Here is a 19,723-nt window from a genome sequence, read left to right on the forward strand (position 1 = left end):
TACTCGAGCGACGACGCGGACCTCTCGGGCGAAAGCCGAGACACCTCGCGGTTCCCGTGCGCCCCGAAGGTCCAGGCAGGACAGGAGGGCTGTCATGATCCGGGTACGGATTGCCGGTGGCTTTCTCGTCGGCGGCATGGTGGCCGCGGCCACCGCGTACGCTCCCGCGGTGGAGCGCGCGACCGGCGAGACGCCCGTCGCCGCCGTGGTTTCGCAGCCGCCGTCCGACAAGTTGTCGCCTCTTGTGGAACAGGCGCTTCCGAATGTGAAAGGCAAGACGTTCACCTCGGCGATCGTGGACTTCCCGCCCGCCGCGCGCGCGGCGCCGCATCGGCACGGCAGGGCTTTCGTCTACGCCTACGTGCTCGAGGGCGCCGTGCGCAGCCGGCTCGGTGGCGAGCCGGTGCGTACGTACCGCCAGGGCGAGAACTGGGTCGAGCCGCCGGGCGCCCACCATGTGCTCGCGGAGAACATCAGCCGGACACAACCGGCGAAGCTGCTGGTCGTCTTCATCTCCGACACGGGAGACAAGATCAAGGTCGACGATCCGCCGAGGTAGGGCATCGGGCGGGCACGGCCGGTCACGGGCGGGCACGGCCGGGAGTGACGGCGCGGGCCCGCCGGGGAGCGGGTACGGGGACCGGCGAACCCGAGCGGGACCGATTCGCCTGTTGACGGGCGGCACGGCATTTCGTACGTTCCGCGTGGGCCGTCTCCCGGGCGCCCCGGACCGGAAGGGGTTGCCATGACCGCCGAGCTGGATCCGGACGGGGCCTGGCCGGACATCGTGCCGGGACCGCTCGCCACGCCGCCGCCGGAGTTCGCCCGCAGGCAGGAGTCGGGGCCGCTGGAGCCGGCGGCCATGCCCAGCGGCGACCGCGTCCCGGTGGCCGTCAGGTACGAGGACGTCCGCGCCCTGCTGGCCTCGCCCACCTCCAGCCGCAACCTGCGGCTGCCGGGGTTGCCGCGGCTGGTGAGCGGCATCGGCATCGACGACGACCCGGACGCGCTGATCAACCAGGACCCGCCGGAGCACACCCGCTACCGCCGGATCATGCACGGCACCTTCACCCCGCGCCAGATCGAACCGTGGCGCCCCCGCATCGCGAAGATCGCCCAAGAGCTCCTCGACGGCCTGGGCGACGACTTCGATCTGGTCGAGGGGTACGCGCTGCAGCTGCCGGGCCGTGTCATCTGCGAGATGCTCGGCGTGCCGATGGATCACTACGAGCGGTTCGTCCGGTGGACGGACATGTTCCTGACCACCTCCACGGCAGACGAGCAGGCGCGCTACGAGGGCTACACCGACTTCATGGCCTATGCCGCCGAACTGGTCGCCCAGCATCGCGCGGAGCCCGGCGGGGACCTCATCGACCTGCTCATCCAGGCCAGGGACGAGGGCGACCGGCTGTCGGAGGGCGAGCTGGTCAACACCGTGTTCTCCCTCATCACGGCCGGTCACGAGACGACGGCCTCGATGATCGCCCGGGGTGTCTTCCGGCTGCTCCTGCACCCCGGCCAGTGGGCCGAACTGGTCGCGGACCCGGCCCTGACGGCCACCGCCGTCGAGGAGATCCTGCGCTTCGACGGGCCGCCCGCCAGCGCCTTCATGCGCCGGATCACCAAGGACACCGACCTCCCCGGCGGCTGTCTCCGCGCGGGGACGGTCGTCATGCCGAACCTGAACGCGGCCAACCACGACCCGCGGGCCTTTCCCGATCCCGGCCGGTTCGACATCCACCGCTTCACCGAGCATCCCCCCAACCCGCACGTGGCGTTCGGTTACGGCCCGCACCGCTGCCTGGCCGCCAGCCTCGCCAGGGTCGAGCTCACCGAGGCGATCAAGGCCCTGGTCACCCGGCGGCCCGGCCTCCGCCTGACCGGCTCGCCCGACTCGGTGACCTGGACCGACGGCCTGACCCTCCGGCCGGTCGCCATGCGCGTCACGACCGGCGAACGTGCGTGACGGTGACCGCGGCGCCGGTGACCGATCGATCTCAGCCGCAGCGGGACCGCGGTCGGCTCCAGACCCGCTCGGCCTCTTGTGACAGCCGGCGTCGAGGTGGGTTCGCGGGCACGGGTACGGCAGGCGACCGTCCGGTCCGGCCTCTCCCCGAAGGATGATCGGCAGGGTCACGCAGGAGCCGGGGAAGGCGGCGCACCGCCTCGCCACCCGCCCTGACGCATCGCCCCGGCGACACTTTCCGTGAGCGATCCAGACCATACGCGGCACACTTTGCCTACCGAGGGTAATGTTTTAACCACTCTCAGTAGAGCGCTGAGGTCATCGAGAGGATCATCGTGAAGCGAATCGCCCTCGTCCCCGCCATCTCCGCCGCCATGGTCGTGTTCATGGGCGGTGCCGCCTATGCCTCGCAGTACGTGGCCTACGAGGGGCCGGGCTTCACCGGCCGGTCGGTGGTCATCGACCGGTGCGGCCCGTCCAACATCCCCTTCCACGGGTCGTACAAGTGGTACGGCGACGGCCAGAGCGGCCGGATGTACAACCAGCCCGACGCGCAGGGGGTGACGCACTTCGAGCTGGCGGCCGACCGCAACGCGGAGCAGAGGACGCCCGTCGGCTGGAAGAGCATCTTCATCGTGTGCTGACGCCCGGAAGGCGTGGCCGGAAGCCGGAGCCCGTCCGCCTTCCGGTCACGCGCTTGCCATGACGGGTCCAGGCCATCATCGCGCGGAGCCATGCCCAGCAGCGGTACCTGCCGTCCAGGGGAGCCTCGGGAAGACGACCTCCGGCCGGCAGGGAGATCTTCACGATCTTCGCGACAAGTCCCGATCTGATCGGTGAGGGTCGGTGAGGGGGTAGGCAGGTAGGTCGACCAAGGTGATTCCACGAAACCGGGGCACATCACAGCCTCCGCAGAACCCGGGACAGGCCAAAGGCCTCGGCTCCGCAAGATGGCTTCGCGCAGATGAGGGCGCGGGTGGCCTGCGGTGCCGCGATCTCATGCCCGGCGGTGACTCACCCCGGATCCGGCAGGTCCATCGACGCGAGCCTGGCCGGGTCGATCACGGTCGCGATGGCGACGATCCGGCCGTCGACGACGGTGAACACCATGACCGAGAGCGGGGTTCCGTCCTCGCGCCAGGAGACGAACCCGGGAAGGCCGTCGACGAGCACCGCCCGCCCTCGCGCGGCCGCGCCGGCGGCGACTCGCGCGGACGCGCCGGTGGCGACCTTGGTGGCGCCGAGGATGACGACCACGCCGCCGGGGGTGTCGACGGTCAGCCTCACCTCCGGGTCGAGCACCCGCAGCAACCCCTCGAAGTCGCCGCGGCGGGCCGCCGCCAGGAAGGCCTGGATCACCTGTCGCTGCTCCCGTCCGGCGACCGCCGGCCGCTCGGTCGCCCGTACCTTCCTGCGCGCGCGGCTGGCGAGCATCTTGGTGGCGTCGGTGGACCTGCCGAGGATCTGGCCGATCTCGTCGAACGGCACCGCGAACAGGTCGTGCAGCACGAACGCCAGCCGCTCGCTCGGTCCGAGCGACTCCAGGACGACCAGGAGCGCGAGCCCGACCGAGTCGGCGAGCGCCACGTCGTCCTCCGGCGCGAGGCTGTCGTCGACCGTCACGACGAGTTCGGGCAACCGGTCGTCGTAGGACGCCTCAGGGCGGGCCTGGCGTGATCGCAGGACGTCGAGACTGATCCGGCCGACCACCGTGGTCAGCCAGCCGGCGAGGTTGTGGATGGTCGCCGTGTCCTGACGGGAGAGCCGCAGCCAGGCCTCCTGGACCACGTCCTCGGCGTCGGCATGCGAGCCGAGCATCCGGTGGGCGACCGCGCGCAACCGGTCGCGCTGAGCCTCGAACGCCTCGCCCACCGGGTCCGCCGGGATGGTGTCGGACATGTTGTTACCTTCCTCGGATCTGCTCCGTCATAGGTCATGACGGGCCCGGACGGGCACAGGTAACCGATGAAGGAGCAAGACCGATGGAAGCACGCATGAAGAGCCAGGCGAACGCCGACGTGATGACGGCGGTCCAGCACCTCTACAAGGCGATTCACGCCGGTGGCGTCGATCCGCGCCTCCTCGGGCTGGTCCACGTGCGCGCCAGTCAGATCAACGGCTGCAGCCCGTGTGTCTTCGCCGGGGTCACGGCGGCCAGGAAGCACGGGGAGACCGACGAGCGGCTGCACAACGTGGTCGCCTGGCGCGAGACGCCGTTCTTCACCGAGGCGGAGCGGTCGGCGCTCGCGCTGGCCGAGGCCGCCACCCGGATCCAGGACGGCGCGCCGGGTGTGACCGACGAGATCTGGGACGGCGCCGCCGCCCACTTCGACAACAAGCAACTGTCCGCGCTCAACCTGGAGATCGCGCTGACCAACTTCTTCAACCGGATCAACCGTACGATTCGCGAGCAGGCCGGCAAGACCCGGTGAGCTGGGCGGGGCGTCGTCCATCCGGAGACCGCGCCTCCCGAGGCGAGGGACGACGTCCCGGCGGCAAGACGTCGGAAGCACGACCCATGCACGGAACGGAGATCAGGGGATTCGCCTGCGCCGCTGCTCGCGGCCAGGTCGACCTCGCCCTGGCCGGCGTGGACTCCACCGCGGCCCGCGCCCACCACCTCGTCCGGGAACGCTCCGGAACCGGTGCCGAGGGGAGGTTACGGGCGCGGGTACGGGTGCGGCAGGTGGTCGTCCGGCCCGGGGTTGTCACCGGGGGACGATCGGGAGGGTGACGTAGGAGTCGGGGAAGACGGTCTGGTGCTGGACGACCAGGTCGGCCTCGGTGGAGTCGGCGGAGGTCCGGCCGTTGCCGGGGTTGCGGTCGAAGCGGGGGAAGTTGGAGCTGGAGATCTCGACGCGGATGCGGTGGCCGGTCCTGAAGACCTGGCTGGTGGCGACGAGGTCGATCTCGTGCACCCCGGACGGGACGGAGGTCCGCACGATGCCGTCGGTCACGCTCATCGCCCGGCCGTCGGGGTGGACGTCGACGAGCTTGGCCGTCCAGTCGGTGGAGACCGCCGAGGTCTCGGCGTGCAGGGTGACGGAGAGGGGGCCGGTCACCTCGACGTCGGAGGCGAGCGCCTCGGTGGTGAAGCAGAGCACGTCGGGGCGGAGCTCGACGTCGCGCTGGTCCTGAGGGCCGATGTTCGTCACGTCGGGAAGCAGGAGAGGGCCACCGGTCGTGGGCACGGGGTCGCGGGGGTCGAAGGTGAAGGTGGACGGCGCGGCGTCCGAGGGGGGCTCGACGGAGAGCAGGCCGCCGGTGTGCAGGTGGTAGCGGGTGCCGACCGCGCGGGACAGTGGCCATTCCTCCTCGTCCCGCCAGACGTTGTCGCCCATGACGAAGATCTTCACGGCCGGGCCGGTGTCCTCGCCGCGCAGGAAGTCCAGCTGCCGCTGCGGCAGCATGGCCGCCTGCGCCGAGGCGGCGAACCCGAAGTCCAGGTGGCCGGTGCCCGTCGCGCCGGAACCGTGCGACCAGGGGCCGATGACCAGCGGGCCGCCCAGCCGCCGGTGGTTCTCCAGGGTTCCGGCGAGGAACAGGTCGAACCAGCCCGCGACGTGCATCACGGGCACCTCGATCCGGTCGTGCCGCAGGGTCTCGGCCAGTCCCTCCCAGTAGGCGTCGCGGGCCGGGTGAGAGATCCAGTCACTCCACCACGGCACCCCGGGGATGTCGCGCAGCGGCAGCGTCCGCACGGCGGTGGCCTGGTCGCCCAGTACGGGCAGGAGCGCGCCGAAGCCGGCGCCCACGTCCTCACCGGCCTCCATCGCGTGCATGAGACCGAGCATCGCCTGCAGCAGGCCCCAGTTCAGCGCCGAGCCGAGCGCGAGAGCGCCGCCGTGGTACTTCAGCCCGTCGTGGAAGTCGTGCGGGGTCATCGAGGCGACCACGGCCTTGAGCCCCGGCGGGCGCGTCGCGGCGGCCTGGAGCGCGCATCCGGCGAGGTAGGACACCCCGAAGGCCACGACCTCGCCGTTCGACCACGGCTGGGAGGTGATCCACTCGACGGTGTCGTAGCCGTCGTCGCCCTCGTCCAGCCACGGCCGGAACTCCCCGTCGCTGCTTCCGCGCCCCCGGCAGTGCTGGAGCACCACCGCGAAGCCGGCCTCCAGCGCGGGGATCTTCGGCGCCGTCGGGAACGAGCCCTCGCCGTACGGCGTGCGGACGAGCAGGGCCGGGAACGGCCCGCCCGAGGCGGGGCGGTAGACGTCGCCGCGCAGGATCGTGCCGTCGCGCACCGGCATCGGGGTGTCGTGCTCGGCGACGATGGGGAGCGGGAGGCGGTTCAGCTTCGGCATCGCGAGTTCCTCAGGGTGTCCGTCGGACCTCGGGGGTCACGCCGGGGCCGTGGTGTGGGCGCCCGGAGTGCGGTGGTCCGGTTCGGGAGGGGTCAGGTCAGGGTGTAGGCGTCGTAGCGGACGGCGTCCGGCAGCCGGCCGGCCTTTCCCACGGCGAGGGTTCTGTTGAGCCACAGGTAGCGCTCGTCACCGGTCTCGAAGCGGCAGAACAGCCGGAAGTAGTACTCCGACGGGTCCACCGGCTCGCCTCGGGCGAGGCGGGCCATGACCTCGGCGGGGCCGTGCCGTACGCCGGAGGTGGAGAGGTAGAGATGCGCGCCGTCGTGGGTGCGCAGGGTGTAACGGGTGTCGACGCTGGCCATGCCGTCGGCGTGCACGATCTGCCAGTCGGCCCCGCCCGGCAGGACGACGCCGGAGAACCGCGGGCCCTCGAACGATCCGCCCACGATGTTGATCACCCGTCGCCGGCCCCAGTGGGTGCCGCCGAGTTCGAGGATCGGGTCCAGCTTCACGGTGAACGTGGCGAGGTGTTCGAGGTCCATCGGATACCTCCGGCGTGGGGACCCCGGGCTTCAGCCCCGGGGAGGATGTCAGCGGACGACGCTCCAGGAGGGGGAGCCGTTCAGCGAAGCCGGGTCGAACCCCGCCGTGCGCTTGTAGGAGGCGGCGATCTCGGCCCGCTCCGCGTAGGGGATGACCTGCTCGATGTCGTCGAACCCGCCGGGGGCGCGCTCGTGGGCGAGTTTCATCACGATCTCGGGGCCCATCCGCCGGTTGGCCAGCTGCAGGGTGGTCGTGGCGGGCCGCCGCACGGCCTCGTACGCCGCCAGGTCGCCGTGCGCGAGGGAGTGGGCCAGCACCCGGGCGTCGATTATCGCCTGGGAGGCGCCGTTGGAACCGATCGGGTACATCGCGTGGGCGGCGTCGCCCAGCAGCGTGACGTTCCCCTCGGTCCAGTGCGGCAGCGGATCGCGGTCCACCATCGGATACTCGTAGGCCGTCTCGGCTCCGGCGATGATCCGCGGCACGTCCAGCCAGTCGAACCGCCAGTCCGCGAAGTGCTCCTCGACCTCGGCCAGGTCCGCCGGCCGGTTCCAGTCGCCCCGGCCGGGAGCCGCGCCACCGGAGGGCTTCTCCGCGATCCAGTTGACCAGTGTCCGCTCGCCGGTCTCGATCGGGTAGGCCACGAACTTCTGCGTCCCGTCACCGACCATGATCATGGATCGTCCGGTCAGGAACGGCGCGCCGTACGTTGTGCCACGCCACAGGATCAGCCCGTTCCACGGAGGGGGCCCCTCGTCGGGGAACAGGCGCGCGCGGATCGCCGAGTGGATGCCGTCCGCCCCGATCAGCAGGTCCTCGGTGCCCGGGCCGGTGACGCGGCTGCCGGTCACGACCGACCGCGGGCCGAGCCGCTCGACCACGGCGTCCAGCAGCATCATCTGCAGCCGTCCCCGGTGGACGGAGTACTGCGGCCACCTGTACCCCGCGTCGACGCCCCGGGGCTCGGACCAGATCGCGGAGCCGTACCGGTCGAAGTAGGCGAGTTCGGCGGTGGCGACGCCGATCGCCGCCAGCCGGTCGGCGAGGCCGAGCTCCGTCAGTTCCCGTACGGCATGGGGCAGCAGGTTGATGCCCACGCCCAGGGGGCGGATCTCGCGGGCGGCCTCGTGGACGGTGAGGTTCTCGAAGCCCGCCGCGTGCAGGCTGAGCGCGGTGGCGAGGCCGCCGATACCGCCACCGGCGATGACGATGTCCACGGGTGCCTCCCGCCGATTGTTATGGCCATAACAATATTCACGGTGAGGGTGCTCCTGCGCAAGACTTGTGCGGTGGAACCATCAGTGGAGCCCGCGGGCGGAGGACCGACGCGCGCGGGTTCCGGCCGTCGCGCCGGAGACCGGGGAAGGGCCGCGGCGCCGAGCGCGGCCGGGGACGAGCCGAGCGCGGCCGGGGACGGCGGGACGCCGCGGGTGGAGCCGGCGGGCAGGGCGGATCTCCGGTATGCCGCCTACGCGCGGGAACGCCTGGCCGGCATGCCGCCGCCCGCCGACCCGGAGGGATTCGAGCTCGCCTACAACCTGCTGCAGCTGGCCTACCTGCTGGTGACGGACCTGGAGACACGGATCCACCGCCCGCGCGGCTGGACGCTGCCCGGTTTCCGGCTGATGTTCAAGCTCTGGATCCTCGGCCCGACCCAGCCCGCCCGGCTCGCCGAGATCTCCGCCATGTCCCGCTCGGCGGTGACGAACGTGGTCAACACCCTGGAGCGCGACGCCCTGGTCGAGCGTCGCCCGATGCCCGGCGACCGGCGCGCGGTGGTGGTCGCGCTGTCCGGCAAGGGGGAGGCCGCCGTCCGCGAGACGTTCGCCGAGCAGGCCCGCAGGGAGCAGGAGTGGTTCTCCCCCCTGGACCCGCGCGAGCAGGCCGATCTCAGCGGTCTGCTCGCCCGCATCCTCACCGCCCGCCCGGCCGACACTCCGTAGGGTCGCCCGGCCGGCACTCCGTGGAGCTCCCGCGCACCGCTCGCCCGGGCCGGCGGGAGAGCGGGCTACTCCCCGCCGCGCAGGTCGGACAGGCGCTTGGGCGAGTACTCGATGTCCTCGAAGCGCACGGTGCAGCCCTCGCCGGTGGGGCTCTGCGCGAGGAAGCCGACCTCGGGGTCCCCGTCGAGCGCGAAGTATCTGATGAGGTTCCAGAACCCGGACTCGTCGGCGGCGTGGAAGGCGAAGGCCGAGCCGATGCGGGAGATCCGCAGCCGGATGTCCCGGCCGTCCATGGTCACGGAGTTGCAGTCGTCGGACACCCCGCGGGTGACCACCGAGACGATCGTGGGCCTGCCCTGCGGGGAGAGTTCGAGGCAGAACTTGGCCCACCGGTCGTCGTCGGCGTACAGCAGCAGCACGGCCGCGTCGTAGGTGGACAGCAGGTCGAGCCTGACCCGCGCGCTGAGCGTGAAGTCTCCGTCCAGACGGCCGACGAGGGCGGGGGCGTTGGCGTAGCGGTTCGGCTCCCCGGGGTCGGAGAAGAGGTCGGTGCCCGCTCCCGCGACGATGGAGAGCGCGTCGCCGTCGGCGCTCCAGTCCTCGGGCCGGTTCAGCCAGCGCAGCGGCGTGGGGAAGGCGGGCAGGGAGACGGTTTCGCTCACGGATGTTCCTCCGGACGGGTTGCGAACGCGTGGGCGTCCGTGATGAGACGGTCGACGACCTCGGTGTCGCGGACGGGACAGACCGGATCGCTCCCGCCCCTGACGCTACGGGCGAAGTCGGCCATGAGGGAGAGAGACGGGCTCTCCGGCGGGACCCGCGCGGCGTCCCTGCCCCGCGTACAGGCAACGGTCTCGCCCGGAGGCGGCAGGGCGAGCAGGGCGAGCAGGGCCTTCCCGCTGACGATGTCACCGGATACGGCGATCCCCCGTCTCAGTCCCGGTCTGGACATATGGCGATCTTAAGCGTTTTAGGGGGCGGAGTCTGGAAAAGCGCGGCGTCGGGCCGGAACCGGCCAGACGAAGGAGCGGTTCGGGAACGAGACCGGCCCAGGCACGAGAACCGCTCAGGCGAGGGAGCGGACGGAGCGGAGCGGCTGCCAGCCGGCGGAGTCGACGGCCTCGGGCGACAGGATGTGGTCCAGGACCATGTGGGCGCAGCCGATGATCCCGGCGCTCGGGCCGAGCCGGCTGCGCTCGATGCGCAGGTTGCGGGTGGCCAGGGCCGTCGAGCGGCGGTGGATGACCTCGCGCACCCCCGAGACCATCGGCTGGAAGGTCTCCGCGACGTCGCCGCCGAGGACCACCACCGAGGGGTTGAGCAGGTTGACCGCACTGGCGACGACCTCGCCGAGCATCCGGGCGGCGTTGCGGACCACGGTCATGGTCTCCGCGTCCCCGGCCCTGACCAGGCTCACCACGTCGGCCAGGGTGTCGACCTCGTGCCCCAGGTCGCGGAGCCGGCGCAGGATCGCGGTGCCGCTGGCGATGGAGTCGACGCAGTCGATGTTGCCGCAGCGGCAGAGGACTCCCCCGCCGTCGCGGACCGGGATGTGCCCGATCTCCCCCGCGGCGCCCAGGGCCCCCCGCAGGATCTCGCCCCCGGCGATGACCCCGGAGCCGATCCGGGTGGAGACCTTGATGAACAGCAGGTCGTCGGCCTCGCCCGCGTAGATCTCGCGGTGCTCGCCGATCGCGATGACGTTCACGTCGTTGTCGAGGAAGACGGGGACGGGGAAGCGCTCGGCGATGATCGGCGGGATGGCCACGCCGGTCCAGCTGGCCATGATCCGGGCGCTCTCGGTGCGGCCGGCCGCGAACTCCACCGTGGCGGGGACCCCCAGGCCGACCCCGCGGACCAGGGAGACGGGGCGGTCGCCGAGCAGCTCGCTCCAGGTCTGCATGACCAGGGGCAGGACGACGTCCGGCCCCTCCTCCACGTCCACGGCCAGGGCGGCACTGGCCAGTACCTCGCCCGCGAGGTCGCAGACGGCGATCTGCGCGCGGCTCGCACCCAGGGAGCCGACCAGGACGACCCCGCCGGAGGCGTTGAAGGCCAGGCGGGTGGGCGGGCGGCCTCCGGTGGAGGGGCCCTCGCTGTCCTCCACGACGAGGCGCCGGTCCAGCAGCTCGGTGACGCGCAGGGAGACGGCGGGTCTGGACAGGCCTGTGACACGCCCTATGTCCGCGCGGGTGACGGCCTCACCGGAGCGGATGAGGCGCAGCACCTCACCGCTGGTGGCCAGCGCGGCAGCGGGACGTCGAGGCATCCGCCAAGTGAATCACACCCACTTAGGAAATGAAAACTTCCTACTTTCTCATCTCAAATTACAAAACTCCGCTTGTGTAGAGCGCAAGATGTAGCTAGTGTCCGATCTATACCCAATTTTGGTAGATCACTACTGGTAGATCACTACGGAGCGCCGCCCCATGTCTGAGACCCCTCAACCCGCCGACCTCATCGTCTTCGGCGGCACAGGCGACCTCTCCATGCGGAAACTCCTCCCCGCCCTCTACCACGCCGACCGCGACGGGCGTCTCGCCCCCGAGACCCGCGTGATCGCGATGTCCCGCGGCGGGCTCGACGACGCCGACTTCCGCGGCAAGGTGGACGCCGAGGTGCGCGGCTCGGTGCCGGTGGACGACCTCGACACCTGGCAGCGCTTCCTCGGCCGCCTGCACCACGTCACCGTCGACATCGGCGGCGAGGACCCGACCGGGTGGGCGAGGCTCACCGGGATGCTCGGCGGGTACGAGCAGCGCGACCGGGTGTTCTACCTGGCCAGCCCGCCCATGACGTTCGGCCCGTTCTGCCGGGAGGCGCACCGCGCCGGCCTGGTCACCCCCGCCTCGCGGGTGGTGCTGGAGAAGCCCCTCGGCCGCGACCTGGCCAGCGCGTTGCGCATCAACGACGAGGTCGGCGCCATCTTCGAGGAGCGGCAGATCTACCGCATCGACCACTACCTCGGCAAGGAGACGGTCCAGAACCTCCTCGTGCTCCGGTTCGCCAACGCGTTCCTGGAGCCGATCTGGAACTCCCTCTGGATCGACCACGTCCAGATCACCGTCGCCGAGACCGTGGGCACCCCCGGCCGCCGCGGCTACTACGACCACGCGGGCGCGCTGCGCGACATGGTGCAGAACCACCTGCTCCAGCTGCTGTGCCTGGTGGCGATGGAGCCGCCGTCGCGCAACGACCGCGAGTCGATCCGCGACGAGAAGGTCAAGGTCCTCCAGTCGCTGCGGCCCGTCACCGGCGGCGAGGTGGACCGTTTCACGGTGCGCGGCCAGTACACGGCGGGCGAGTCCGGCGGCGTCCGAGTGCCCGGCTACCTCGACGAGCCCGACAGCACCGCGCCCACCGAGGACTCCCGCCGGGTGGAGACCTTCGCCGCGATCCGCGCCGAGGTGAAGAACTGGCGCTGGGCCGGGGTGCCGTTCTACCTGCGGACGGGCAAGCGCATGCCGAACCGCTGCTCGGAGATCGTGGTGCAGTTCAAGGACGTGCCCCACTCGATCTTCCCCGGCAGCACGCCCAACCGGCTGGTGCTGCGGCTGCAGCCGAGCGAGGGCATCCAGCTGAACATCATGGCCAAGGAGCCGGGCGCGGGCGAGGTGGCGCTCAAGCCGGTCCCGCTGAGCCTCAGCTTCGCCGAGACCTTCACCGGCCGGGTGCCCGAGGCCTACGAGCGGCTGCTCATGGACGTCCTCACCGGCAACCCGACCCTGTTCATGCGACGCGACGAGGTCGAGGCCGCCTGGCGGTGGATCGACCCGATCCTCGACGAGTGGGACTCCCAGGGCACCCCGCCCGAGCCGTACCCGGCGGGCAGCGCGGGCCCCGCCACGGCCCACGAGCTCGTCGGCCGCAGCGGGCGCGTCTGGCACGAGGAGGGGCAGGCGTGAGCGCGCGAGCCGGGCACCCTCACCAGAACGACCACGACACCGGAAACGACGACGCATACCACGACCGAGGAGGCCGGATGCATCCCGTGATCCAGGAGGTGACCGACCGTCTGGTCGAGCGCAGCCGTCCCAGCCGCACCGCGTACCTGAACCGTCTGCACGCCGAGGCCGAGGCGGCCCGCCTGCGCGGGCCCGCCAGGGCGAGCCTGGGCTGCGCCAACCTGGCGCACGGCTTCGCCGCCGTGGGCGAGAGCGACAAGCGGGACCTGCGCGCCAACGTCAAGCCGGGCGTGGCGATCGTGTCGAGCTACAACGACATGCTGTCGGCGCACCAGCCGTACGAGGCCTACCCGGCGATCCTCAAGGCGGCCGTCAGGAAGGCGGGCGGCGTCGCGCAGTTCGCCGGGGGCGTGCCCGCGATGTGCGACGGCGTCACCCAGGGCCGGGCGGGCATGGAGCTGTCGCTCTACAGCCGCGAGGTCATCGCGATGGCCACCGCGATCGCGCTCTCGCACGACATGTTCGACGCCTCCCTCATGCTCGGCGTCTGCGACAAGATCGTTCCAGGCCTGCTGATCGGGGCGCTGCACTTCGGCCACCTGCCCACGGTGTTCGTCCCCGCCGGGCCGATGACCTCCGGCCTGCCCAACAAGGTCAAGGCACGCACCCGGCAGCTGTTCGCCGAGGGCAAGGTCGGCAAGGACGAGCTGCTCGACGCCGAGGCGAAGTCGTACCACTCCCCCGGCACCTGCACCTTCTACGGCACCGCCAACTCCAACCAGGTCATGATCGAGGTCATGGGCCTGCACCTGCCCGGCTCGACGTTCGTCAACCCGCGCACCGAGCTACGCGAGGCCCTGACGAAGGCGGCGGGCAGGCGCGCGGTCGAGCTGACCGCGCACGGCCCCGAGTACACCCCCGTCGGCGAGGTCGTCGACGAGAAGGCGATCGTCAACGCCTGCGTGGCACTGCTGGCGACCGGCGGCTCGACCAACCACACCATGCACATCGTCGCCATCGCCGCGGCGGCCGGCATCGAGCTCCTCTGGGACGACCTGGCCGCGCTGTCGAAGGCCGTGCCGCTGCTCACCCGCATGTACCCCAACGGCCAGGCGGACGTGAACCACTTCCAGGCCGCGGGCGGCATGCAGGTGCTCATCGGCGACCTGCTGGACGCCGGGCTGCTGCACGGCGACGTGCTGACGGTCGCCGGGCGCGGGCTGGACCACTACCGCTCGGCCGTCGAGCTGAAGGAGGGCGAGCTGGTCTGGCAGGAGCGCACCGAGGGCAGCACCGACCTCGACGTGCTGCGCCCGGTCTCCGACGCGTTCTCCGCCGACAGCGGCATCCACATGCTCGACGGCAACCTGGGACGCGCGGTCAGCAAGGTCTCCGCGGTCAAGGACGAGCACCTGGTCATCGAGGCCCCGGCCAAGGTCTTCGACGACCAGCTGCAGCTGCTGCGCGCCTTCGACGCGGGAGAGCTGGACGGGCAGGACTTCGTGGCGGTCATCCGCTACCAGGGGCCGAGCGCGAACGGCATGCCCGAGCTGCACAAGCTCACCCCGCCGATGGCGGTGCTGCTGGACAGGGGCCAGCGGGTGGCGATCGTCACCGACGGCCGCATGTCCGGCGCGTCCGGCAAGGTCCCGGCCGCCATCCACCTGTCGCCCGAGGCCGCCGACGGCGGCCCCATCGCGCTGGTGCGGGACGGCGACCCGATCCGCCTCGACGCCGCCGCCGGAACCCTGGAGCTGCTGGTCCCCGCCGCGGAACTGGCCGCCAGGCCCGTTCAGGGCGCGCCGCTCACCGACGCCCAGTGGGTGGGCACCGGCCGCGAGCTGTTCGGCGCCTTCCGCCGCGCGGCGGGCCCCGCCGAGCGCGGCGCGGGCGTCTTCGCCCTGAACGGCCACGCCGAGGCCGTCGCGAACGGCACGCGCCTGGCGACCGCCCAGAGCGGAATCCGTGCGTGAGGGAACACACCACCGTCTCCTTCGCACGATCCGGATTCGCACGATCCACATTCGTACGGCCTCCCTCCGCGCGGCCCACGTCCGCGCGGGTCACGCCGGTCGCGCGGGGCGCGCGGCACGTGGAGGTCGTACGGTCTCCGTCCGTGCCGGTCGCACGGCCCGCGGGGGTCGCACGGCCGGTGAACCTCGGGAGGCCCGCCACGGCCGCCCGACCCGCGAAGGAGATCTCGTGAGCCTTCCCTGGCTCGTCGCCGACATCGGCGGCACCAACGCCCGGTTCGGGCTGGTCACCGAGCCCGGTGGACAGCCCGAGGCGGTGGCCGTGCTCGCGGGCGCGGAACACGATGGCCTACCCGAAGCCGTAGCCGCCTATATCGCAGATCATGCGGGCGGAGTTCAGCCGGGAGCCGCGTGCGTCGCGATCGCGGGGCCCGTGGAGGGCGACCGCTACCGGCTCACCAACGCCGGGTGGACGGGGTCGGTACGCGATCTCGGCATCCCGAACGCCTGGCTGCTCAATGACTTCGAGGCCCTGGCCGCGTCCCTGCCGCACCTGCGGGGCGCCGACCTGGTCTCCCTGGGCGGCCCCGAGCCCTCGCACGGCGTCAAGGCCGTCCTCGGACCCGGAACCGGTCTCGGCGTGGGCGGCCTGGTGCCCGCCGCCGAGGGGTGGGTGCCGATCCCCGGGGAGGGAGGGCACGTCACCGCGCCCGTCCTCGACCGGCGGGACCACGAGATCGTCCGGGCACTGCGCGCGGACGGCCTGGAGCACGTGGTGGCCGAGCACCTGCTGTCAGGGCCGGGCCTGTCGCGCCTGCACCGGGGGCTCGCGCTCGTCCACGGGACGGACGCGCCGAGGCTGTCCGCCTCCGACATCGTGACCCGGATGGACGACTCGCTGTGCGCGGAGACCGTCGAGGTCTTCTGCGCCATGCTCGGCACCTTCGCCGGGAACGTCGCCCTCACCCTCGGCGCGCGGGGCGGTGTCTACCTGGGCGGCGGCGTGCTTCCGCGTATCGTGGACCGGGTCCGCTCCAGCGACTTCCGCCGTCGCTTCGAGGCCACCCCGACCCTGAACGACTACCTTTCCGGCATCGCCACGGCGCTGATCGTGGCCCCCCAGCCCGCCCTGACCGGCGCGGCGGCCTGGCTGAACCAGCGCCTGTCCACCATGGAGTTCGTATGAGTCTGCTCGACATCGCCCCGGTCGTCCCGGTCGTCGTGATCGACGATCCGGAGACCGCGGTCCCCCTGGCCCGCGCCCTGGTCGCGGGCGGCCTGCCGGTCATCGAGGTGACCCTTCGCACCCCCGCCGCCCTGGACGCCATCGCGCGCATCGCCGCCGAGGTCCCGGAGGCGGTGATCGGCGCGGGCACCATCCGCACCCCGGCCGACGTGGCGGCCGCCGTGGCGGCCGGTTCCAAGTTCCTGGTCAGCCCGGGGACCACGCCGGGGCTGGTCGACGCCATGGAGGTCAGCGGGGTGCCGTTCCTGCCCGGCGTGGCGACCGCGTCGGAGGTCATGGCCCTCGCCGAGCGCGGGGTGACCGAGATGAAGTTCTTCCCCGCCGAGGCGGCCGGCGGCCTGCCGTACCTGAAGGCGCTCGGCGGCCCGCTGCCGCAGGTCAGGTTCTGCCCGACGGGCGGCATCAAGCTCGCGACGGCCCCCGACTACCTCGCGCTGCCGAACGTCGGCTGCGTAGGCGGGACCTGGCTCACCCCGGCCGACGCGCTCGCCAGCGGCGACTACGCCAGGATCGAGAAACTGGCCACCGAGGCGGCCGCCCTCCGCTGACCCCTCCCGCCCGGCGGGGCCTCGAAGACCCCGCGAGCGCGCCTCCTCCTCCCTTGGCGCGCGCCGCGGCCATGAGTCGCCGTGACCCGGTGTGACGCTCATGGGATCAGGCCCGTGGCCGCCCCACCCGGCGGTCGCGGGCCGCCCTTTTTCCGCCCGCCCGGCTCCTCCCAGGTCCGGACCTTTCCGAAACGGACTGAACCGCGCACGAACCCCACGCGTATCTCGCGGCGAAAGGCACTCCCTCACAGAGGAGCCATGAATGCGAGTACGCATCGTCACGATCTGCGCCACGGTCCTGGTCATGGGCGTCGCCGGTACGGCGTCCGCCGGAACCCATCAGGCGCAGGCCGGAGCGAAACAGACCAAGACCGGCAGCGGCCCGGAGAAAGCCGGTCGGCAGACCCTGCGAAACCATTTCGCGGTCACCAACCTCGTCTCGGACGTCAGCGGACGGGCCGCGGTCACCGACCCCACGCTGGTCAACCCATGGGGACTGGCCATGGGCAAGACCCTGTGGGTCTCGGCCGCGGGCACCGGCCTGGCCACGGTCTACTCCGGCGGCGCGGGCACCGTGAAGCAGGAGAAGACGCAGGTACGCGTCCCCGGCGGCAGGCCCACCGGGCAGGTCGTCAACACGGGCGAGGAGTTCGTCGTCAAGGGCCCCGGCGGTGCCGGGCCGGCGACGTTCATCTTCGCCAGCCCCAGCGGGGCGATCACCGGCTGGAACGCCGAGGCCGACCCGGACGACGCGATCATCAGCGCGTTCGTCAAGGGCGCCGACTTCAAGGGCCTGGCCCTCGCCCAGACGAACCGGGGGCCGATGCTGCTCGCCGCCGACTTCGCCCACAACCGGGTCCACGTCTTCGACGGCGACTTCGACCGGATCTCTTTCGGCCGCCGCGCGTTCCGGGACCCCGGCCTGCCGGAGGACTACGCGCCGTTCAACGTGGAGGTCGTGGGCAACTCCATCCTCGTCGCGTACGCCAAGCGCGACCCCGAGACCGGCAAGTCGGTGGCCGGGCAGGGCAAGGGGTTCGTCAGCCAGTTCAACGGCTCGGGCCGGTTCGTCGGCCGCTTCGCCGCGCGCGGAGCCCTCAACGCCCCCTGGGCGATGACGCTGGCTCCGAAGGGGTTCGGCGCCCACTCCGGAGCCCTGCTGGTCGGCAACTTCGGCGACGGCCGGATCAACGCCTACAACCCGCGCAACGGCCGCCCGCTCGGCCCGCTGCGCTCCTCCGACGGCAGGGCCATCACCCTGGGCGGCCTGTGGGACCTGGAGCCCGGCACCGAGACCGTCGGCGGCACGAACGCCCTGTGGTTCAGCGCGGGCAGCGACGGCGGCACGCACGGCCTGCTCGGCCTGATCCGGCCTTCGGGAGCGGCCACCTCGACGGGCTCCCCCACGGGCAACGCGTCCCCCTCCCCCTCCTCCTCGCACCCGAGTTCCCACAACTCCGGATCCAACAACTCCGGGTCCAACAACTCCGGCTACTGAGTTCGTCCGTGGTGTTCCGGTGTTCACGCCGGAGGTGATGTGGACTCTCCCTCGTAGCGGGGCAAGGGGCGCCGATTCGCCCTCCTTGCGGACCGGCGCTCGGTAAGGCGCTCGCGCCGGGTACCGCCGGGCGGGCGGGAACGGAGTTCGTGAGGGCTCGAAAGCCTGTGGAGACCCGGTAGGACCATCTCGATGGCTCGGGTCGGTGAAGCAGGAAGCCGCGGAGGTGTCCCGAGAGCGACACGGGCTGAATCCTCGGAATTCATGCCGAGGAGCGCGTCAAAACCACTGACGGACCACCGGCGGGCGCCAGTGCCCGAGGTTTCTCCGGCGGCGCCGGCACCCCCACCCCAGCGGACCGCGAGGCCGAGCCGACAGGCCGGCCCGCGCGGAGCGCCGGAGGGGTGCCGGCGCCGCGGCGCGTCCGGACCGGAAACCGAGGACCGGGGACCAAGAACCGGGGCCGAGGACCGGAACCGGGGATCGGAACGGGGGTCGGGGACCCGGGCTCCCGGGCTCCCGGCTCCCTCCGCGGGCGCCCCGGCACGACGCCGCCCGGGAGAGTCACCCGTCGGTGACCGCGCCACCGCCCGGTTTCCTTTAACCTTGAACGAACGAGGGGAGTACTTCCCAAGAACCGGCCCGGTCAATACGGACGCCCTGTGGCGTCCCCGGACGGTCGCCCGTGAGGTGCGGGTGAAGGAGACCTCGAATGGCCGAGCGCATTCGAGGAGCGAGCATGCCCCTGACAGTCCCCTCCCCCTCCGGGCACCACCTCACCGGCGTCCCCCCTCCGGAGCCGTGTTTCCCGGGTTTCCCGGGTTTCCCGGATTTCCGGAGTCTCCAGGGTCTCCGGGGCCTTCCTGGCCGTCCGGCGCGACGCCCCCTCCCGCCACATCCCCACCGCGACCCGCCCCGTGGCCGTGGCCGGCCCGTACCGTCCCGGCCGTCGTCCGCCGTCATCTCCGGACGCGCCTCACGAGTAGCCCTCGGTCCGATCTTCGCCAGGTTCGTCCCCTCCGGTGCCCGCCGGACCGACGGCGAACTCGATCCCGCCACTGGAAGGCTGCGAGACGCACTATGAGAGAAGTTCCCCATACCAGCGAGGTGCACGTGATGGCCACCACACCGGCCAGCCGGTCCTCCGTCGACGATCTGCACTACCCGGCGGGATCGCTGGTGCTCCTCGCGGGGCTCCCCGGCGCGGGCAAGAGCACCCTGCTCGACCGGCTGTACGGGTTGCGCGGCGACGAGAGGGAGCCGGTGCGCGCCGGTGAGGCCCGCGTCATCGACTCGCGCCAGTCCCGCAACTGGTGGGCCCGCTACCTGGGCCCGGTCCCTCCGAGAGCCCGCATCCCGCTCGTGCACACCACCCACGTGGTGCGGATCGCCCGCGCCCTGCTGAAGGGGCACGCCGTCGTCGCGCACACCCGCGGCACGTGGCCGCACATCCTGTACGGGTTCGCCTGGCTGGCCCGCAGGGTCGGCAGCGAGGTCCACCTGATCCTGCTCGACGTGGAGCCGAGGACGGCCCGCGAGGGACAGCTCTCGCGCGGCCGGGTCGTCACGAGCGCGACCTTCGCCCGGCACTGCCGCCGCTGGCGAGTGATCATCGACCGGGCCCGGGGCGGCTCGTTCCCCCCGGCCGCGAGCGTCACGATCCTCGACCGCCCCGCCGCGAACCTGCTCAGGGCCATACGCTTCGACGAGCGGCCCGCCGCACGGCGGGACGGATGACTTTACCTTCACCTGGCTCTGCGCCTCGCCCGCCCAGGGCAGGTTCAGAGCGACCAGGAG

General features: G+C 71.9%; 19 protein-coding genes. 12 read left to right on the forward strand and 7 right to left on the reverse strand.

The features are described from left to right. Positions 1-94: 94 nt before the first annotated feature. From ACTOQ3_RS38670 to ACTOQ3_RS38680, 3 genes are all read left to right on the forward strand, one after another. On the forward strand, positions 95-559 hold the full coding sequence (locus ACTOQ3_RS38670) for a cupin domain-containing protein (protein ID WP_440088653.1): 465 nt from the start codon (positions 95-97) through the stop codon (positions 557-559). 186 nt (positions 560-745) lie between these two features. Then, complete coding sequence (locus ACTOQ3_RS38675) at positions 746-1,966, forward strand: cytochrome P450 (protein WP_440088655.1); 1,221 nt, start codon at positions 746-748, stop codon at positions 1,964-1,966. 335 nt (positions 1,967-2,301) lie between these two features. After that, a complete protein-coding gene (locus ACTOQ3_RS38680; RefSeq protein WP_440088657.1) occupies positions 2,302-2,610 on the forward strand; it encodes a MiAMP1 family antimicrobial peptide in 309 nt (102 codons plus the stop codon). A gap of 370 nt (positions 2,611-2,980) precedes the next feature. On the opposite strand, the gene ACTOQ3_RS38685 is transcribed toward ACTOQ3_RS38680, so the two are convergent. Next, positions 2,981-3,865, reverse strand: a complete 885-nt coding sequence (locus ACTOQ3_RS38685) for a sigma-70 family RNA polymerase sigma factor (RefSeq protein ID WP_440088658.1) — start codon at positions 3,863-3,865, stop codon at positions 2,981-2,983. A gap of 83 nt (positions 3,866-3,948) precedes the next feature. On the opposite strand from ACTOQ3_RS38685, the gene ACTOQ3_RS38690 reads away from it, so the two are divergent. Beyond that, positions 3,949-4,398 (forward strand): carboxymuconolactone decarboxylase family protein, encoded by a 450-nt coding sequence (locus tag ACTOQ3_RS38690; RefSeq protein WP_440088659.1) that lies wholly within the window; start codon positions 3,949-3,951, stop codon positions 4,396-4,398. An 86-nt stretch (positions 4,399-4,484) separates the two neighbouring features. Then, a complete protein-coding gene (locus tag ACTOQ3_RS38695; RefSeq protein WP_440088660.1) occupies positions 4,485-4,700 on the forward strand; it encodes a hypothetical protein in 216 nt (71 codons plus the stop codon). Here the strand turns inward: ACTOQ3_RS38695 and ACTOQ3_RS38700 are convergent. The 3 genes from ACTOQ3_RS38700 to ACTOQ3_RS38710 form a co-directional block, all read right to left on the reverse strand. Continuing rightward, positions 4,675-6,270 (reverse strand): CocE/NonD family hydrolase, encoded by a 1,596-nt coding sequence (locus ACTOQ3_RS38700; RefSeq protein WP_440088662.1) that lies wholly within the window; start codon positions 6,268-6,270, stop codon positions 4,675-4,677. The genes ACTOQ3_RS38695 and ACTOQ3_RS38700 overlap by 26 nt on opposite strands. Positions 6,271-6,362: 92 nt before the next feature. Further along, positions 6,363-6,812 carry a DUF3237 domain-containing protein gene (locus ACTOQ3_RS38705; RefSeq protein ID WP_440088663.1) on the reverse strand — a complete coding sequence of 150 codons (450 nt, stop codon included), beginning with the start codon at positions 6,810-6,812 and terminating at the stop codon, positions 6,363-6,365. Positions 6,813-6,860: 48 nt separating this feature from the next. After that, positions 6,861-8,030, reverse strand: a complete 1,170-nt coding sequence (locus ACTOQ3_RS38710; RefSeq protein WP_440088664.1) for a flavin-dependent oxidoreductase — start codon at positions 8,028-8,030, stop codon at positions 6,861-6,863. Between the two features lie 72 nt (positions 8,031-8,102). Between ACTOQ3_RS38710 and ACTOQ3_RS38715 the strand changes: the two genes are divergently transcribed. Further along, positions 8,103-8,756, forward strand: a complete 654-nt coding sequence (locus ACTOQ3_RS38715) for a MarR family winged helix-turn-helix transcriptional regulator (protein ID WP_440088666.1) — start codon at positions 8,103-8,105, stop codon at positions 8,754-8,756. 65 nt (positions 8,757-8,821) lie between these two features. Here the strand turns inward: ACTOQ3_RS38715 and ACTOQ3_RS38720 are convergent, their stop codons facing one another. The 3 genes from ACTOQ3_RS38720 to ACTOQ3_RS38730 form a co-directional block, all read right to left on the reverse strand. After that, positions 8,822-9,418, reverse strand: a complete 597-nt coding sequence (locus ACTOQ3_RS38720) for a DUF1349 domain-containing protein (RefSeq protein ID WP_440088667.1) — start codon at positions 9,416-9,418, stop codon at positions 8,822-8,824. Continuing rightward, positions 9,415-9,708: a hypothetical protein gene (locus tag ACTOQ3_RS38725; protein ID WP_440088668.1), complete on the reverse strand. Its 294-nt coding sequence runs from the start codon at positions 9,706-9,708 to the stop codon at positions 9,415-9,417. The genes ACTOQ3_RS38720 and ACTOQ3_RS38725 overlap by 4 nt, the downstream gene beginning before the upstream one ends. A 114-nt stretch (positions 9,709-9,822) precedes the next feature. Then, positions 9,823-11,025, reverse strand: a complete 1,203-nt coding sequence (locus ACTOQ3_RS38730; RefSeq protein WP_440088669.1) for an ROK family transcriptional regulator — start codon at positions 11,023-11,025, stop codon at positions 9,823-9,825. Positions 11,026-11,185: 160 nt separating this feature from the next. On the opposite strand from ACTOQ3_RS38730, the gene zwf reads away from it, so the two are divergent. From zwf to ACTOQ3_RS38760, 6 genes are all read left to right on the forward strand, one after another. After that, positions 11,186-12,661, forward strand: a complete 1,476-nt coding sequence (gene zwf, locus ACTOQ3_RS38735; protein ID WP_440088670.1) for a glucose-6-phosphate dehydrogenase — start codon at positions 11,186-11,188, stop codon at positions 12,659-12,661. A 77-nt stretch (positions 12,662-12,738) separates the two neighbouring features. Continuing rightward, positions 12,739-14,634: a phosphogluconate dehydratase gene (edd, locus tag ACTOQ3_RS38740; RefSeq protein ID WP_440088672.1), complete on the forward strand. Its 1,896-nt coding sequence runs from the start codon at positions 12,739-12,741 to the stop codon at positions 14,632-14,634. A 229-nt stretch (positions 14,635-14,863) separates the two neighbouring features. Then, positions 14,864-15,820, forward strand: a complete 957-nt coding sequence (locus ACTOQ3_RS38745; protein WP_440088674.1) for a glucokinase — start codon at positions 14,864-14,866, stop codon at positions 15,818-15,820. Continuing rightward, positions 15,817-16,428, forward strand: coding sequence for a bifunctional 4-hydroxy-2-oxoglutarate aldolase/2-dehydro-3-deoxy-phosphogluconate aldolase (gene eda / locus ACTOQ3_RS38750; RefSeq protein ID WP_440088675.1), 612 nt, complete (start codon positions 15,817-15,819; stop codon positions 16,426-16,428). Before ACTOQ3_RS38745 ends, eda begins: the two co-directional genes overlap by 4 nt. Positions 16,429-16,690: 262 nt before the next feature. After that, a complete protein-coding gene (locus tag ACTOQ3_RS38755) occupies positions 16,691-17,926 on the forward strand; it encodes a TIGR03118 family protein (RefSeq protein ID WP_440088677.1) in 1,236 nt (411 codons plus the stop codon). Between the two features lie 1,116 nt (positions 17,927-19,042). Further along, positions 19,043-19,663, forward strand: coding sequence for an AAA family ATPase (locus tag ACTOQ3_RS38760; protein ID WP_440088678.1), 621 nt, complete (start codon positions 19,043-19,045; stop codon positions 19,661-19,663). Positions 19,664-19,723 lie beyond the last annotated feature (60 nt).

Source organism: Streptosporangium sp. LJ11, assembly GCF_051918945.1.
Lineage (GTDB): Bacteria > Actinomycetota > Actinomycetes > Streptosporangiales > Streptosporangiaceae > Streptosporangium.